The sequence below is a fragment of the Acinetobacter sp. ANC 4204 genome (assembly GCF_002135205.1).
Lineage (GTDB): Bacteria > Pseudomonadota > Gammaproteobacteria > Pseudomonadales > Moraxellaceae > Acinetobacter.
This window is the reverse complement of sequence record NZ_NEFZ01000010.1, coordinates 84,946-101,517: the sequence shown is the minus strand read 5'-3', so window position 1 is coordinate 101,517 and position 16,572 is coordinate 84,946. Positions and strand designations below refer to the sequence as shown.

The following is a 16,572-nucleotide window of genomic DNA, read 5'->3' as shown; positions in this document are numbered from 1 at the left end:
AATTTGAATAGTTAATTAAATATGTCATTCATATAGGCTATAGGGCTAACGCTATGACCTTTCTGTGTCCTGCTTCAATTGTGAATTTTTCTGGATATCTTTATTACTCATAAGTACCTCGGTTACCATTTTTTAATGCTTTTCTAAAAGCATCAATATCTTATGTTTTTTTAAATTTACTTTCAATAAAATCAATAAAATGAATATATTTAAGTTGTGATTGATTATTTGCTAGATACACCAGATATAAATTTTTATGTAGCGGATTGAATGTCTCCAAGCATTCAATAATTGCACCAGAAGCAATATCTTTTTGGATATCCCAGTTTAATTTATAAGCAATCCCGAGACCATTTAATACCCAATTATGAACTACTTCACTACTATCACTCGATAAGTATGGGGTGGCTTTAATATTCAAATTTTTCCCATTATCCCAAAATGGCCAATCATTAAAAGTATGACGATTTCTGATGAGGCATAGACAACGGTGGTCTCTTAAATCATAAGGATTAAGGGGGATGCCAAATCTATCTAGGTATTCAGGAGAAGCACAATATATTTTTTTACCTTCGATTAAAGGTATTGCACAATAATCAAGCTCTAGCGGAACTTCAATTTGGAACGAAAAATCAAGTTCTTGTTCCATTAAATCTACTTTAGAATCGGACAGGAGTAATTCAATCTTTAAATGGGGATAGAGTTGATTAAACTCTGCAATCCAGCCAGCTAAATATTGTTTTCCAAACTGATTCAAACAGGCGATTCTTAGACGACCTGTCAAAAACTCTTGTTCAGCTTGTAAATTGTTTTCCATCTTCTCAATCAACGAAACAATTTGTCGGGTATTTTCTAAAAAAAATTCTCCCTTGTCTGTCAATTTGAAGCGTCTCGCATTACGATCAATTAGTTTCACCCCTAAGCGTAGCTCCAACTGAGACAAACGACGACTCATAGACGGTAAAGAGCTTTCCATCAGTATTGCAGCGCGAGTTAATGAGCCTGCTTCAACAATTTTTAAAAAAAATTCTAAATCACTTACTTTATCGTAGGCACTCATACTTTCACTCCATGAAATATAAGCTCTCAAAAAAGCTTACTTTATCTCCATTATTGTGACTATTATTATCTAAATTCAAAATATCAGATACATATTTTTGAATTTCTAGATATTAAATCTATCGATACACTACAGAATGGATCTGAGTGCTTTCAAGGAGAAACACATATGTCACAAGTTCAAATAACTGGTTTTATAAACGGAGAGTTCTTACCCCCTTCCGACCAGATTCAACCTGTGTATGATCCGGGAAATTCCACCCAGCAAATCGGAACGATTAGCAATACCAGCCTCGATGATGTCAATAAAGCAATTGAAGCGGCTCATAAAGCTTTTCAAACATGGAAAGACACACCAATTGCTGAAAGACAAGAACTGTTAAAAAAAGCATCTGAGCTCATTTTTCAAGAAAAAGATAATTTAAAGGAACTACTAGTTTCTGAACATGGCGGTATGCTGTGGGAAGCAGAAACTGATTTTTACTTAGGATCAGGTGTTATGAGTATGTATGCTCAAGCTCCAGACGACTTCTTGGTTCCAAAAGAAATATCAGAAGAAAACGGTTGGATTCGTATTCACAAAAAGCCTAAAGGCGTTATCTCAGCGATTGTTCCTTGGAACATGCCTATTGTGTTGACCATGATGAAACTTGGACCACTCTTATTGGCGGGTAATACCGTAGTGTTAAAGCCCTCTCCTTTTGCGGCATTAGCATTAACGCAATTGTTAGCAAAAATTGCAGCAATCTTCCCTAAAGGTGTGATCAATGTTGTGCATGGTGATGCAGATGTAGGCAATCTTATGACCAGCCATCCTCTTATACGTAAAGTTGCATTTACGGGTGGTACTGCAACAGGTGCAGCCGTTATGGCTAGTGCAGCACAATCGATTAAAGATGTCACACTTGAATTAGGTGGAAATGACGCTGCTATTATTTTAGATGACTCGGATTTTAAAGCGATTCTTCCAAAATTATTAAAAGGTGTATTTACCCGTAGCGGACAAATCTGTTTTGCGGTAAAACGTGTGTATGTACCCAAAGATAAACTTGATCATTATTTTGATCTTGTATGTGAAGAAGTGGATAAATACAAAGTTGGGCATGGCTTAGATGCTGACGCAAATTTTGGGCCACTTAACAATAAAAAACAGTGGTCAATCGTGCAGAAATTTATTGAAAATGCAAAAGCATCAGATCAATGTGAAGTACGTGAATTAGGGCAAAAACTGAATCCAGAACAATGGGATAAGGGATACTACGTTTTACCGCATGTTGTGAAAACTCTCGATAACTCCTTAGAAATTGTTCAACAAGAACAATTCGGACCGATTATCCCATTGATTGGTTATGATTCAGTTGAACAAGCGATTGCATATGCCAATGATAATGAGCAAGGTTTATGTTCTTCAGTTTGGTCTGACAACATTGAACGTGCCTATGAAATTGCTCAGAAGATTGAGGCAGGCAGCACATTTATTAATAGTCATAGTTTCGATTCGCTACAACTTGGTATGCCATTCGGTGGTATCAAGCAAAGTGGTATTGGACGTGAATTAGATATTAACGAGACATTGAAATCTTATCTAGAGCCACATTCAATTCGATTGATTAACTAATATTTTATTATATCTACAACACGCTGTTATCGAGCACTCGGCGAGATAACAGCTACATTTAAGGAAAAATGTATGAAAATTAATGCTGCACTTGCAAAAGAAAAAAACTATCCACTAGTGATTGAAGAAATTGAAATTGATGAACCCAAAGAAGACGAAGTACTCATCAGAATCGTTGCATCAGGTATATGTCACACAGATGCAGAGTCGATTAAAGGAAATGGTGCCCCATTTCCAGCAGTATTAGGGCATGAAGGTGCAGGTATTGTTGAGAAAGTAGGTTCTAGTGTTGCGAATGTCACTGTCGGTGACCACGTGGTTTTATCTTACTCATATTGTAATTCTTGCTCGCAATGTCTTACAGGACATCACAATTTATGTGTACGTACCGTTGAGCTCAACTTTGGTGGAAAACTTCAGGATCGCACCTATCGATTGCATAAAGATGGTCAGGATTACTCGACATTTTTTGGTCAGTCATCTTTTGCCACCTATGCGGTAGCAAATAAGCATAATGTTGTGAAAGTGGATAAAGATGTTGATTTAAAACTATTAGGACCTTTGGGTTGTGGGATTCAAACTGGCAGTGGCACAGTGATGAATAGTCTGCATCCTGAACCAGGAACATCTATAGCAATTTATGGTTCTGGTGCTGTCGGACTCAGTGCTGTGATGGCGGCAAACCTTTTGGGGCTGAAGTATATTATTGTTGTAGATATCCATGAAAATCGTCTAGAAATAGCCAAAGAGCTTGGTGCTACTCATGCGATTAATAGTAAAAATTCAAATGTAGTGGAAGAAATCAAAAAGATCACAGATGGTGGTGTTCATTATGCAATTGAAACAACTGGTGTCCCTATTGTTATTAAAAATGCCATAGATGCATTAAGAGTCGCAGGAAAAATCTCAATTGTAGGTATGGGTGGAGATGTGACTTTAAATTTTACCAATGATATCTTGATGGAAGGTAAAACAATTGTAGGGACCATCCAAGGTGACTCTACACCACAAATACATATACCTAAAATCATTCAATATTATAAAGAAGGGAAATTTCCTTTTGATAAATTGGTGAAATTTTATGATTTTAACGATATTAACCAAGCATTTGAGGATTCTAAATCAGGAATCACCATTAAACCGATTGTTGTAATCGGTGGATAATTCAATTATTTCAATATATAGGTAGATAAGCATTATTTCTAATGCTTATCTCAAGATAAATTCTAATATATAAAGAAAAATAATTTAAAAAACAACATGCCACTCTCAAGATCAATCACTCTCAATTTTTAACCTATTCTAAGCAACCAAAAATTTTATTCATCGAATAGTTCCCATATTTATAGACACCTTTAAGTTAGGTAAAAACTAATAAAAATGGTGCTTATGAATAAGCTGTATTTACTTAGAAATAGGTTCTGTATTGATAATTTTTTTATTTTTTTATTTTTTTATTTTTTTAACTAAACTAGATTCGTACATCACGAATCTAGTTGGTCAAGAACAATTCACGTATTCAATTTCTATATGTACCTATTTATTGAAAAAACTAGTACATTGTTCTAGTTCCTCTTGATTAATAGAATGTCCCAACCCATCAATGGTATGCAGTGTGCTATTAAATCCAGCCTGTGTTAGAAACTGTTGAGCCTGTAGAGATTCAGTGACAGGTATTACAGTGTCATTTTTACCATGTAATAATAAAATTTTAGGTTTAATGATTAAATCATTTTGAATTGGCGTCGCTAAACGACCAGAAAAACCAATCACACCAGCAACAGGCCAACGTCCTGTTACAACAGCATCTAATGCCATGATAGTACCTTGTGAGAATCCACAAAATACCACCTGATCTAGCTGATTTTGCAATTGATGTTGTTCTAAAATTTGTTTAATTGTCTGATCAAAAGCAGGACGTGCTTGCTCTATACGCTCCAAGCGATTTTCTACTGTTACACCAGTAACACTAAACCACTGAAATGCTTCAGTACTATTCATAAATGGAAAGGGTGCATTGGGTGAGGAAATTTCCAATTCAGGATGATTTTGCTGCCAATATTCCCCAATAGGGAGTAAATCCTTTCCATTACTACCAACACCATGTAAAAAAATAACCAGCTTAATATGCATGATTTTCACCTTATCAAGATAATTCAAATTTAATTTCAGGACCTAAAGGAACAATACCTAAAGGATTTAATGATTTGATGGAATAATATCCCTGTTTAATATGTTCAAAATTGACCGTATTTGCCACACCAGGGATATGCAGAATCTCTTGCACATAACGGCTTAATGATGGGTAATCACTCAATTTTTTTAGATTACACTTAAATAAACCATGATATGCGACATCAAAACGAATAAGGGTCACAAACAAACGGATATCCGATTCAGTAAAGACATCACCAAATAAATATCGATATTTAGACAAACGTTCTTCAAGCTGATCTAGCATTGAGAATACGTCACCAACTGCATGCTCATAGGCAATTTGCGTTGTTGCAAATCCAGCACGATAAACACCATTATTGAGCTTTTGATAAATTTGTTGATTGAGTGTGTCTATATCATTCTGCAAGCTCTCTGGGTACAATTCATAATCAGTATGAGCAAAATCTCCAAAACCAGAGTTCAACATACGAATAATATCTGCTGATTCATTATTCACAATGATTTGACGTTTTTTATCCCAAAGCACAGGTACAGTTGCTCGACCTGTGAAATTGGAGTCTGCCATGGTGTAAATTTCATGCATATATTGTTTATGATTGATCTCATCATGATTGGCATCAAATGAATCCCCAAAACGCCAACCACAATCACTCAACTGAGGCTCTACAACAGACACCGAAATAACATCGGTTAGTCCTTTCAGTGCAAGTGCTATTAGCGTTCGAGATGCCCAAGGACAAATCAATGCAACATATAAATGGTAACGTCCTTTTTCTGCTTTAAAACCACCCTCACCTGTTGGACCTGCCTGACCATCAACTGTGACCCAATGTCTAAAACTTGAGACTTGACGAACAAATCCACCCTCATGATCAACTGCTTGTACGGGTTGCCAATTTTCGACCCACTGTCCATTCACTAACATGACTTAACCTTTCTAATGCAAAAGTACAGCACCTATAGAAGTGCCGCACTTGAATGAAATTAAGACTTAAAAGAAGATTTTAGATGAAACGGACCATCACCAATTAAAGCCAAGCTAATCAAACCGACAATCCAGAATGCAGGATATTCCCAACCGCCATTCGGATTAGTAAACCAAAAACCAGATGCTCCATGTACTGTGAAAATTGTGCCAAGTAATACTGGAATCAGGGAAAGTGCAGCCAGTCGTGGTTTAAAACCAACCAATAATGCAATTGCACCTAAGAATTCCCATGTGATAGTGATATAAGCCATCCATCCAGGAACGCCAACAGATTCAAAAAATTGTGCTGTCCCTGTTGGGGTATACACAAAGAATTTCAGACCTGCATGGGCAAAAAATAGAATGGCTAAGCTAATGCGTAAGAGTAAAGCCGCATAAGGAGCTGTGGGTGCAGTATTCATAATCATTTCCTTCAACAATGATGTCGTTATAGAAATAATATAATTATTTTTTATTTGTTGATTAATACCATGTATAGCAAAATATTATTTCCATTTTAGAAATTATTAACTCAATTTTATTAGAAATCCCATTCTTGACGGTTCTGATAATAGTCTTTTAAGAAATCAATTAAACTTCTTACCTTATTGGCTAAGTGACGTGATGGTGGGTACACAGCATATAAACCACTACTTTTAATATAGTAATTTGGCATAAGTGGAATAAGCTGTTTCGATTTAAGCGATTGGCTACAAATGAATGCAGGGATTCTACAAACACCTAGTCCGGCTAAAGCTGCAATATGACAAGCTTCAGTGTTTGCAAAGTTCACTCTGCCTTCTAACTGTACAGTTTCTTCTAGCTGTGGTTGTTCTGTGGAAGAAAAACGCCAGAATTCAGGTTCTTTAAAATTACGATCAATAATACATTGATGCTTTAATAAATCTTCAGGTTTTTCCGGTGATTGAACCTGTTGTAAATAGCTTGGTGCGGCTACAAGTAAAATTTGTATATCCAATAAATGTCTAGCAATCAGGTTACTATCTTTTAAAAGTCCAATACGTATTGCTAGATCAAAGCCTTCATCAATAACGTTTACCAGTCGATCTGTAAAACTGACATCTAGCTCAATTTCAGGATATCGCTGGGCAAACTCAACAAGTGCGTGACTTAATTGATTTACTCCAAAAGAATTGGGAACACTAATTTTGATTCGACCACTTGGTGTGCGTGATTGATTTTTTACACTGACTTCAAGTTCATCAAATTCAGCCATGAGTTGCTTCACTTGAAAATAATACGCCTGACCAATTTCAGTAGTTCGTAATGATCGTGTTGAACGATGTAGTAATTGCACCCCCAATTCATTTTCTAAACGCGCAATTAGTTTGGATGCTTGTGCAACACTCGTCAAACGTTGTTCAGCTGCTTTTGCAAAGCTACCCTGTTCAATCACTGCAATCAACATTCGATTGCATTCTAATCGATCCATATTTTATTTTTCACACCTTTAAACATCAGAATAGATAGAATATTTCATGAAATCATGGTCTTTTATCACTCTCATATACTAATTTAGTATATTCCTTTTATATAAGTAACATAATTACAGTGCAAGCCACTTATCATTACCTAATGATAAAAGAAATGAATTACTATATTTTTTCTAGAGTTTAAATCTTCATTTTAACCAATTTCGGCTTTTATGTTATTCACTATCAAAATTAATATTGGAGCGATATCTTCTTCCAGATTTTCACGGTTTAATACAAAACTTGGATCACCACAGTTGAATACCAGTAGCCCATGCTGTTCATGCAGAAACGATACCGCTACAAAGTTTACATCTTTTACTACTCACCGATTAAAAACTAGCAGCCATTGGCTTCATTTGACTGTATTTTTATTATTCAGAAAAAGACATGATCACGGATGATCATGTCTCCAGATATTATGCGATTTTAATAATAGGCTTGAGTGTTATGCCCTTATGACTATCCATCGCGGCTTGGTTAATTTCGTCAAAGGCATAGAATTTCACAAGCTTATCAAACGGGAATTGTCCTTGCTGATAAAGCTTGACCAGTTCAGGAATGAATTTTTTAGGAGCACCACTTCCTTCGACAACGCCCAAAATCGTTTTCCCGCCTAACAATAAATCATTCACATCAAATTGAGCTGTGGTACCTAAAGGTGGTGCACCAACTACGGCAATCTTGCCCAAAATGCCCAATGCATCAATACCTTGTTTCAATATTTCAGGTCGTCCAGTAGACTCCAAAGCAAAATTGATGCCCCCACCCGTTATTTTTTTAATCGCCTCTACAGGGTCTTGAGTCTTACTATTAATCACATGTGTCGCACCTAACTGCTTGGCTAACTCTAAACGGGATTCAACAATATCAACTGCAACGATGGTAGCTGCACCACAGACCTTTGCCGCAAGTAAGGCACTTAAACCAACTGCACCCGCGCCCCATGTCACAAAACTACTGGCAGGTGTAACTTTAAGCGCATTAATACATGCACCAGCACCCGTTTGAATACCACAACCTAAAGGACCAAGTAATTCAATTGGTACATCTTTGGTCACCTTAACCGCATTATTTTCACGACTTAAGGCATAGGTCGCAAAAGAAGATTGGGCAAAGAAATGGTCATGTACAACGCCATGATCATGGGTACAAATTGCACTGTTCCCTTCTAAATCTGCGCCACTAAAGTTACGTCCAAAAAACTCTGAGCAATAGGCTGGATTCCCCGTATTACACTGTGCACATTTGCCACAGTAACCATAACTCAGCACCACATGGTCCCCTACTTGAAGGTCAGTGACATTCGGTCCAATCGCCTCAATAATGCCCGCACCCTCATGCCCAAGAACCGCAGGCAAAGGCACTGGATAATATTGATCACGCACAATTAAGTCAGTATGACACATACCTGTGGCAACAACTTTTACCAAGACTTCATCACCTTTCGGTTGGCGAATTTTTAAAGGCTGCAATTCAAAATCTGCGCCTTTACATGCTGTCACAGCAGCAACGATGTCTCTCATTTCGTTCATGTAATTACTTCCTGTAATAAATGGTTTTATGTATTAAAAAGGATAATGTGGCGCTTGAGCCTGTACAGTCATCCATTGCCATTGGGTAAACTCATCCACATTGGCGGGTCCCCCAATACGTGTGCCGTTCCCTGATGCACCAAAACCTCCAAATGGATTGACGGTTTCATCATTCACGGTTTGATCATTGATATGTAGCAAACCAACTTTAAGCTGTGCACCGAGCTGCATGCCTCGTCCAACATTCGCGGTAATAATTCCAGCAGAAAGTCCGTAATCTCCATCATTTGCCAACTCAATGGCTTCTGCATCGGTGCTAAAAGGAATCAGGACAGCCACAGGTCCAAAAATTTCTTCGGTGAAAATTGAGTTATTCGACGTCACGTCAGCAAGCACCGTAGGTTCAAAAAAGACGCCATCTGCACGTCCACCAATTTCCAATGTAGCACCTTCTGAAACAGCGGCATTGACCAATTGCTCTACACGTTGGGCTTGCTTGGCATTAATCAGTGGTCCAATCGTGACTTTGCTGTCACAAGGATTACCGACGACAAAATTTTTCACCTTTTCAATCACACGCTGTTTAACTTGCGTATAAATCTCTTGATGGATTAAGATTTTTCCCGAAGTCATACAAATTTGACCTGAATGCAAAAAGACACCCCAAGCAATATTTTCAGCGGCAAGCTCAATGTCTGCATCGTCCAAAATAATCAGTGAGTTTTTACCGCCCAATTCCAAGGAAACTTTCTTCAAAGTCTTTGCCGCATTGGCGCCGACTATACGCCCGACATGAGTAGATCCTGTAAATTGAATACTGGCAATATTTTGATCTAAGGTCAGTGCTTCACCAACTTCTGCGCCACCTGGCAATACATGTAACAGTCCCTTTGGCAAACCAGCCAACTCAAAAAATCGGGCAATCGCATAACCGCTACACACTGCGGTACGTTCGTCAGGCTTAAGTACAACAGCATTGCCTAATGCCAAGGCAGGAGCGACAGCACGTAAGGCTAAATATAATGGGAAATTGAAAGGAGAAATGACTCCAACCACGCCCAAAGGCACACGTTTAGCAATACTGAGTTTTCCATTTTGTGTCGGTAATAACATGCCCTGATCAGCAGCAGGCAAAGCAATACAATGTTTAAGCACTTGAATTGCAATGCTCACTTCAAAGCCTGCTTTGAGCTGTAAAGAGCCACTTTCTTTGACCAGCCACTCAATGACTTCGGCTTGATTTTCGGTCAGTAAATTGGCTGCTCGTTCAAATACAGCTTGGCGTTCTTGATAGCTTAATGCCCACCATTGTTGCTGCGCAATCTTGGCTTGTTGGGCAGCATCTACAACATCCTGAACAGAAGCGTAGCCAATTTCGCCTAATTCATGACCTGTTGCCACCTCAACGACGTTATAAGTCTGTGAAGCTGATTGCCATGCACCGTTAAATAGTTTTTTATCCCAAATCTCTTTTGTTAATATCGACATAGTTACCTCTTAAGATTTATTTTAACAACCGACATGTCCCTTCATTTTGATCATTACAAAACTGGATCAACGGATGTGTAGTCATAACGCATGCTTTAAATTAAAAAATGTAAAGCAGGCGTAAATTCAGTCCCAAATCTTTTTTAAATCCGCTTTCGACTTGTGTATCTGAAACTACCTGCGTACTCAGTTGCGTTTTGGCATTCAGCATTTGTTGGAATTCGAATCTGACCTGCTGCTTTTCCATATCTTGGTCAAGGTGAATGCCATCTAAGGATTGTTCACCGCCATAATTCGCCACATAGCCCAAAGCAACTCTTTGCGTTGTATTCAAGTCATAACGTAAATTGATTTGGGTTTGATAACTGGTATCTTGGGACAGCGTTTGATGACCATCGCCTGCCTCATCATTGTCACCATACCAAATGACATCTTGATAAAACTCTAGGCCCAATTTTCCATAAAGCGGTTGTACCCATGCCATTTGCAAATCATATTTAAAGCGGTTTTCACCCAGATTTACGACATCGTGTTTGTCGTAGCTACCTATTGGTAAAGTAATTAATGGAGTTAATGCGAAATAACGCCCAGAAGCTCCTTGTTCAGGTTGATTGATCAACCAAAATGAAGAAGCAATAATCGGATCTGCAAAACCTGAGGCATTATTTAAATGCGCTCCTCCAATTTGAGTATTCCGTACCGACCCAAATGGCAAAATAATTTGAGGATCTGCGCGTATACCCGCAATATCGGTGAAATGAATTAAACGTGCGATACCAATATCTGAGGTCGAGTCCGCATCGGTTTTTTGACCATTTTGATAATAACCATCCATCTCACTATGTTGATAATAGAACACACCAACATTTGTTCCTTTGGGTAAAGCAGTGTAATCCCCTACATTCACATCAATCGCATAACTATGCTGAGCCAACAAAGTGCCCAACATCAGCATTAACGCATTTTGATTCCTAAAATGCATAACATGTTCCCTTTTATCCAAATTTTCCTTAATCACTCATCTCTTTTTTAAAGGTTTCAAGGGCATTTCAATCCCTACAAAATTTCTCAAAGCATTGAGCATCCTTCTCAACTGAGTATGAGTGAAACAATGATTGCAGCTTACATGCCAACTTTTAAATTAATAAAAATCAATACCTTAAATTTAAGATAAAATTCATACTGTCCATAATCCAGACACAACAAAAAAGGGACTGTCCAATTACTGGACAGTCCCTTAAAAAGTATCTTTGGAAAAGTAATAAATAATGAAGTTCTCAAAATATCTGCAAGAGCGCCACAGTGGTCATCAGGAATAACAGTCAATTACTGATGTATTTATAGACCGTTGTTCTGGAAATATTTAAACGCTTTGCGGTACGCGCAATATTGCCATTTTCTTCACCCAGCACCTGCATGACCATGTGCTTGGTCATGGCATTCAAATTATTGTTTTCCAAACTCAGCATCGACTGATTTTTATTTTGAGCGCTCAATGGACAATCTGGCAAATAAAGCTGATTCAACACCTTCTCATCATTAAATGCAGCCGATAACCGAACAATATGAATCAGTTCTCGGATATTGCCAGACCATGGATAGGCATTAAATTGTTGTTCCACTTTGGCAGACCACTGGAGCACACTAAACTGATCCAAAATTTGATGGAGAATCTCTTGTTTATTTTGACGTAAACGTAAGGGTTCTAAATGCACTTGAAAACCGCAGATTCGATAATACAAATCGCGACGAAATAACTGCTGTTCAATTTTAGATGTAAGATCCTGATGCGTTGCGCATAACAACTTGAAAGCAGACTTCACGGGTTTACGCCCACCCACACGATAGAATTGCTGATCCTGTAAAACCCTTAGAATTTTGACTTGCAAATGCAAAGCTAAGTCACCAATCTCATCGAGAAAGAGAATCCCTTGATCTGCCAGTTCAATCAGCCCTTTTTCGCCTTGCTTCTTAGCACCTGTAAATGCTCCACCTTCGTAGCCAAATAATTCAGATTCAAGTAAATGATCTGGAATAGCACCACAATTAATAGAAATAAAAGGTAAGTTTGGGTCAAGCTGCTGATGTAATTGTTGTGCGAAATGATCTTTCCCTGTACCCGTCTCTCCTGTGATAAGCACTGGAATATCGGCTTTTAATGCTTTCAGTGCCTGATCCAAAATAGGGTTCGCTGCTATTTGCTTTGGATATTTTAGAGCACTTATATTCAACTGACTTAATTTTGCATAAAAGAATGCATGATCATGACTTTGAATTAAAAATGAATCACTCGAATCCAGTTGATTGAGAATTTCTGTGAAAAAGAAATTATGGATAGTTCTGTCTAACAACTGACCTATCGCGCAATTCAGCAATTTTAAAGCCATTTGATTCGCTTTGATAATTTTTCCATGCTCATCGAGCACAATCATTCCTGTATAAGCATTCTCAAGTAAGTCTTTAGAATGTTGGAAATAAAGTACGCGCTGCTCGGGTCGCAATGCTGAATGAATAATTTTATTTTCTAAAATATAACTTTGATAAAGCAAATGCCGAAGCCAGTTACTCGCCAATAAACCTTTAGGTGAAGTGATATCTAAAGCGCCAAGGACGACGCCTGCCCCATTAAAGATTGGCACTGAGGCACACGAGTAATTCGCAAACTCATCCAAATAATGTTGGTGCCCCGTCATAATCATAGGCTGTTTAGATAAAACACTACATGTCGGAGCAATCGCGCCAAATATGGAGGGATCAATCACACGACCTGTTCGTAAAAAATGATACTGTCGATCTAAATCAGGATTATGTTTTTCTGCAATAATTTTAAGCTGATGATTAATTAAAAATACACAAACATCCTGCTGCCCAAAAAGTTGCCAAATATCATTCAATACCCCATCAGCCAGTGTAGCAAATTTCAGGTCCTCTCCTGTAAGTGGATCTATTTGAAAGTCATATAAGGTGGTCAGTTGGGAAAATGGACTTAGGCCTGCTTTTTTTGCACTTTCCCAAGCCTGCAATATGGGAGAGTCTCGCTGTACAACTTCTGGAAGCTCTCCACTATGGTAAAAATTGTATTTTATATTCTTCCAAGATATTTCAGATAAACCATCCATGCGTATATCCTTGAGCATTCAAAAATAAGATAAATTAATAATTAGTACAAAATGATAAATATTAATACCATGGTAATTGGTATACTCCTCCAAATACAGTCCCAAAGACCATGGTAACTTTGAGTCACTAGAGGAATAATGATGCATAACTGGGATTTTTTACATTTATATGTTGATGAAAATGGTGTTTCTCGCGTAAACCCAAATGCAACTAAAGAATTAGAAGCAATCAGCTTTGCTCCTCCTGCTCCTCAAATGCTAGTGTCTCAGTCTATGGCTGTACAATCAATGGTCATGGTAGAATTATCTGTAGGGTGGCAAGGGGACTGGCACCCAAGTCCAAAGAAACAGTGGGTGATTTGCCTTGCAGGTGAAATGGGCTATCAATCAGAAGACGGTAGTGAGTTGGTTCTCCGCGCAGGCTCATATATCTTAACCACAGACACTTATGGGAAAGGTCATAAAAGCTGGAATGCGGGTACGACACCTGTACAGCTCGCATTGATCCAACTGGATACTTAATCAATGTCAATCATCAGAATAAGTATGCCAACCAATTAAGCCTGCTTTTTAATATGGTATACCAAGTCTCATTTATTAATGAATAGTAAAAATATCAACATATTTTTGTCGTCTGCAAATCGTAGTTTAGTCTAACGGTTTTATATTTAATCTAGAAAGCAGGATGAGACTTTAAACAAAACCTGAAACTACATCTAAAGATAATAGAAATAAAATCTAGATTATCAGGTAGTACTGAGTAGCTGTATCAGTATAAGTTTGATTCTGACTGAGCATACCTCTCAGTATTGAGATTAAACCAGTACGGGTGATTTCGTAGTTAGAATGCAATAATCTAGAGCTGCATTCTAAATCCCCCTTTTCACGAAGAAAAAATACATTTTAGAGCTTTAAAAAGCTTAGCCAATTTCGGCTTTTATGTTATTCACCATCAAAATTAATCTTGGAGCGATATCTTCCTCGAGTTTTTCACGGCTTAAGATAAAGCTTGGCCCACCACAGTTAAACACCAAGAGTCCATGTTGTTCATGCAATAAGGGAACAGCAACAGAATTTACATCTTTCTGCCATTCACCGATCGAATAACAACAGCCGTAATCTTGGTAGTCTTTAAATGCTTTGTCTAAATCTCGATTAATTTTAATCCAGTCTTCTTTATTCCTTTCCCGAATCGCATTTAACAAAAAATCGCGCTCATCAGCAGGCATCGCTGCGAGACATGCTCTTCCCATAGCACTTAAATGAATCGGTAAATAGGTCCCGACTGGACGACGCATCGTGACATTGCCTTTACCCTGCACGACATCTAGATAAATCATATTCAGACGATCACGCGTGGCCATGGCAACCGCAGCACCGGCATAATCCGCCAACTCCTGCATATGTGGATGGGCAATCGATCGAATAGAAACATTGGCTAGCATCGAATAACCAAAAGAAAGCACACCCGATGACAATTGGAATTTATTCGAGTTCGGTACTTGCTTGATATATCCCAAGCGCGACAGCGTATGGGTTAAACGTGTGATGGTCGCTTTTGGCAATCCGGTCATCTGCGACAGCTCCTGATTTCCCAGATGCTGATATTTCGCGGTAAAACAGCGTAATAGCTCTAAACCTCTAGCCAATGCGGTCACATATTGACGGTCATTTTCATCCTGCATGTCTTCAATAGGATTCAATAATTCGTGACGTAATGGCGTCAAAAGATTTTCTGTCTGTTCTGAATCAATCACGTCATTCATCATATTATTCCTGCCTAATTAAGCATACTTTGTTTCGCACTGCGGAAATTATAATTCATTTCTTCTAATTAGGGCAAAGGAGAGTCTTCGATAGACTGTACTTTGCCCAATATTTAAATATTATCCGATAATACCTTTCTGCCTAAGTTCAGCAATCTTTTCTTCATCTAGAATGCCACTTAAAATTTCATCAGTATGTTCACCCAGCATTGGCGGTGCTTTCTTATATTCCACCGGTGTCCGTGAAAGTTTAATGGGTGAACCAATCACCGTTAACTTTTCCTTTAACGGATGCTTCATTTCAACCAACATATTGCGCGCAATTACCTGAGGCTCCTCAAATGCTTGCTGTAAATTGTTGATTAAACCCACTGGAACTTTTACCGCGTGAATCACATCTACCCAGTGCCGTGCAGAATTGGTTTTAAAGTGGGTGCCGAGTAATTCGCCGATCTCTTGACGATGTTGGATTCGTAATGCATTGCTTAAGAAACGCGGATCATTCGGCAGCTCTGGCAAACCAATGGCATGACACAGAGCAACAAATTGCTTGTCATTACCACATGCAATAATAAAATCTTGATCAACTGCTTTAAACACTTGATACGGGACAATATTCGCGTGTGCATTGCCATAACGTCCAGGAACTTTACCCGAAGATAGATAATTCATGCCTTGATTGGCCAACGTTGCAACCTGTACATCCAATAACGCCATATCAATATACTGACCTAGGCCTGTTATGGTACGATTCAAAAGTGCTGCTTGAATCGCAATAGTGGCATAAAGCCCGGTCGTCAGGTCAGCAAAAGCCACGCCCACTTTTTGCGGCCCACCGCCCGGAAGGTCATCTTTCTCTCCGGTCACAGACATCAAACCGCCCATGCCCTGAATGATAAAATCATAACCAGGTTCTGGCGCACGTGGACCGGTTTGGCCAAAGCCGGTAATCGAGCAATACACCAGTTTCGGATTAATCGCTTTTAAGCTGTCATAATCCAGACCGTACTTTTTCAGCGAGCCTGCTTTGTAATTTTCAATTAAAACATCCGATCCTGCTGCCAGTGTACGAACTAATTTCTGACCTTCTGGTGTGGCAATATCAATCGCGATGGAGAGCTTATTGCGGTTAGCAGACTGGTAATAGGCTGCTTCCAGCGTATCTTTACCCTGATCATCTTTCATCCACGGTGGTCCCCACAATCGGGTATCATCACCGGTTTTGGGACGTTCCACCTTGATGACCTCCGCACCTAAATCCGCCAGAATCTGACCACACCAAGGACCTGCCAGTACGCGGCTTAAATCCAGTACGCGAATACCTTCCAATGCACCCATTTTATCTTCCC

General features: G+C 38.6%; 14 protein-coding genes and 1 pseudogene. 3 read left to right on the top strand and 12 right to left on the bottom strand.

Translation table 11 applies throughout. From position 1 onward, the window contains the following. Positions 1-160: 160 nt before the first annotated feature. Entirely contained in the window at positions 161-1,060 is a 900-nt protein-coding gene (locus B9T36_RS16690) for a LysR family transcriptional regulator (RefSeq protein WP_086210576.1), read from the bottom strand. A gap of 168 nt (positions 1,061-1,228) precedes the next feature. Here B9T36_RS16690 and B9T36_RS16685 point away from each other — a divergent pair, with 168 nt between their 5' ends. Further along, the gene (locus tag B9T36_RS16685; protein ID WP_086210575.1) at positions 1,229-2,677 is read left to right on the top strand and encodes an aldehyde dehydrogenase family protein; all 1,449 of its coding nucleotides are present in this window, start codon (positions 1,229-1,231) and stop codon (positions 2,675-2,677) included. A 72-nt stretch (positions 2,678-2,749) separates the two neighbouring features. Continuing rightward, the gene (locus B9T36_RS16680) at positions 2,750-3,841 is read left to right on the top strand and encodes an NAD(P)-dependent alcohol dehydrogenase (RefSeq protein ID WP_086210574.1); all 1,092 of its coding nucleotides are present in this window, start codon (positions 2,750-2,752) and stop codon (positions 3,839-3,841) included. 372 nt (positions 3,842-4,213) lie between these two features. Here B9T36_RS16680 and B9T36_RS16675 read toward each other — a convergent pair whose 3' ends face one another. The 9 genes and pseudogenes from B9T36_RS16675 to B9T36_RS16640 form a co-directional block, all read right to left on the bottom strand. Then, positions 4,214-4,810 carry an alpha/beta hydrolase gene (locus B9T36_RS16675; protein WP_086210573.1) on the bottom strand — a complete coding sequence of 199 codons (597 nt, stop codon included), beginning with the start codon at positions 4,808-4,810 and terminating at the stop codon, positions 4,214-4,216. Between the two features lie 13 nt (positions 4,811-4,823). Next, positions 4,824-5,780, bottom strand: coding sequence for a glutathione S-transferase family protein (locus B9T36_RS16670; protein ID WP_086210572.1), 957 nt, complete (start codon positions 5,778-5,780; stop codon positions 4,824-4,826). Positions 5,781-5,839: 59 nt separating this feature from the next. Next, the gene (locus B9T36_RS16665; protein ID WP_086210571.1) at positions 5,840-6,244 is read right to left on the bottom strand and encodes a DoxX family protein; all 405 of its coding nucleotides are present in this window, start codon (positions 6,242-6,244) and stop codon (positions 5,840-5,842) included. 119 nt (positions 6,245-6,363) lie between these two features. Continuing rightward, a complete protein-coding gene (locus B9T36_RS16660) occupies positions 6,364-7,275 on the bottom strand; it encodes a LysR family transcriptional regulator (protein WP_228147023.1) in 912 nt (303 codons plus the stop codon). Between the two features lie 194 nt (positions 7,276-7,469). Next, a pseudogene (locus B9T36_RS19290) lies at positions 7,470-7,634 on the bottom strand (IclR family transcriptional regulator); the annotation flags it as partial. Positions 7,635-7,734: 100 nt separating this feature from the next. After that, entirely contained in the window at positions 7,735-8,850 is a 1,116-nt protein-coding gene (locus B9T36_RS16655; RefSeq protein WP_086210569.1) for an NAD(P)-dependent alcohol dehydrogenase, read from the bottom strand. 33 nt (positions 8,851-8,883) lie between these two features. Further along, positions 8,884-10,338 carry a benzaldehyde dehydrogenase gene (locus B9T36_RS16650; RefSeq protein WP_086210568.1) on the bottom strand — a complete coding sequence of 485 codons (1,455 nt, stop codon included), beginning with the start codon at positions 10,336-10,338 and terminating at the stop codon, positions 8,884-8,886. Between the two features lie 100 nt (positions 10,339-10,438). Beyond that, the gene (locus tag B9T36_RS16645) at positions 10,439-11,320 is read right to left on the bottom strand and encodes a transporter (RefSeq protein WP_086210567.1); all 882 of its coding nucleotides are present in this window, start codon (positions 11,318-11,320) and stop codon (positions 10,439-10,441) included. 340 nt (positions 11,321-11,660) lie between these two features. Further along, positions 11,661-13,457: a sigma-54-dependent Fis family transcriptional regulator gene (locus B9T36_RS16640; protein WP_086210566.1), complete on the bottom strand. Its 1,797-nt coding sequence runs from the start codon at positions 13,455-13,457 to the stop codon at positions 11,661-11,663. 138 nt (positions 13,458-13,595) lie between these two features. Here B9T36_RS16640 and B9T36_RS16635 point away from each other — a divergent pair, with 138 nt between their 5' ends. Then, the gene (locus B9T36_RS16635) at positions 13,596-13,979 is read left to right on the top strand and encodes a cupin domain-containing protein (RefSeq protein ID WP_086210565.1); all 384 of its coding nucleotides are present in this window, start codon (positions 13,596-13,598) and stop codon (positions 13,977-13,979) included. A 398-nt stretch (positions 13,980-14,377) separates the two neighbouring features. On the opposite strand, the gene B9T36_RS16630 is transcribed toward B9T36_RS16635, so the two are convergent. Then, positions 14,378-15,223 carry an IclR family transcriptional regulator gene (locus B9T36_RS16630; RefSeq protein ID WP_086210564.1) on the bottom strand — a complete coding sequence of 282 codons (846 nt, stop codon included), beginning with the start codon at positions 15,221-15,223 and terminating at the stop codon, positions 14,378-14,380. Between the two features lie 120 nt (positions 15,224-15,343). Next, a complete protein-coding gene (locus tag B9T36_RS16625; protein WP_086210563.1) occupies positions 15,344-16,561 on the bottom strand; it encodes a CaiB/BaiF CoA transferase family protein in 1,218 nt (405 codons plus the stop codon). Positions 16,562-16,572 lie beyond the last annotated feature (11 nt).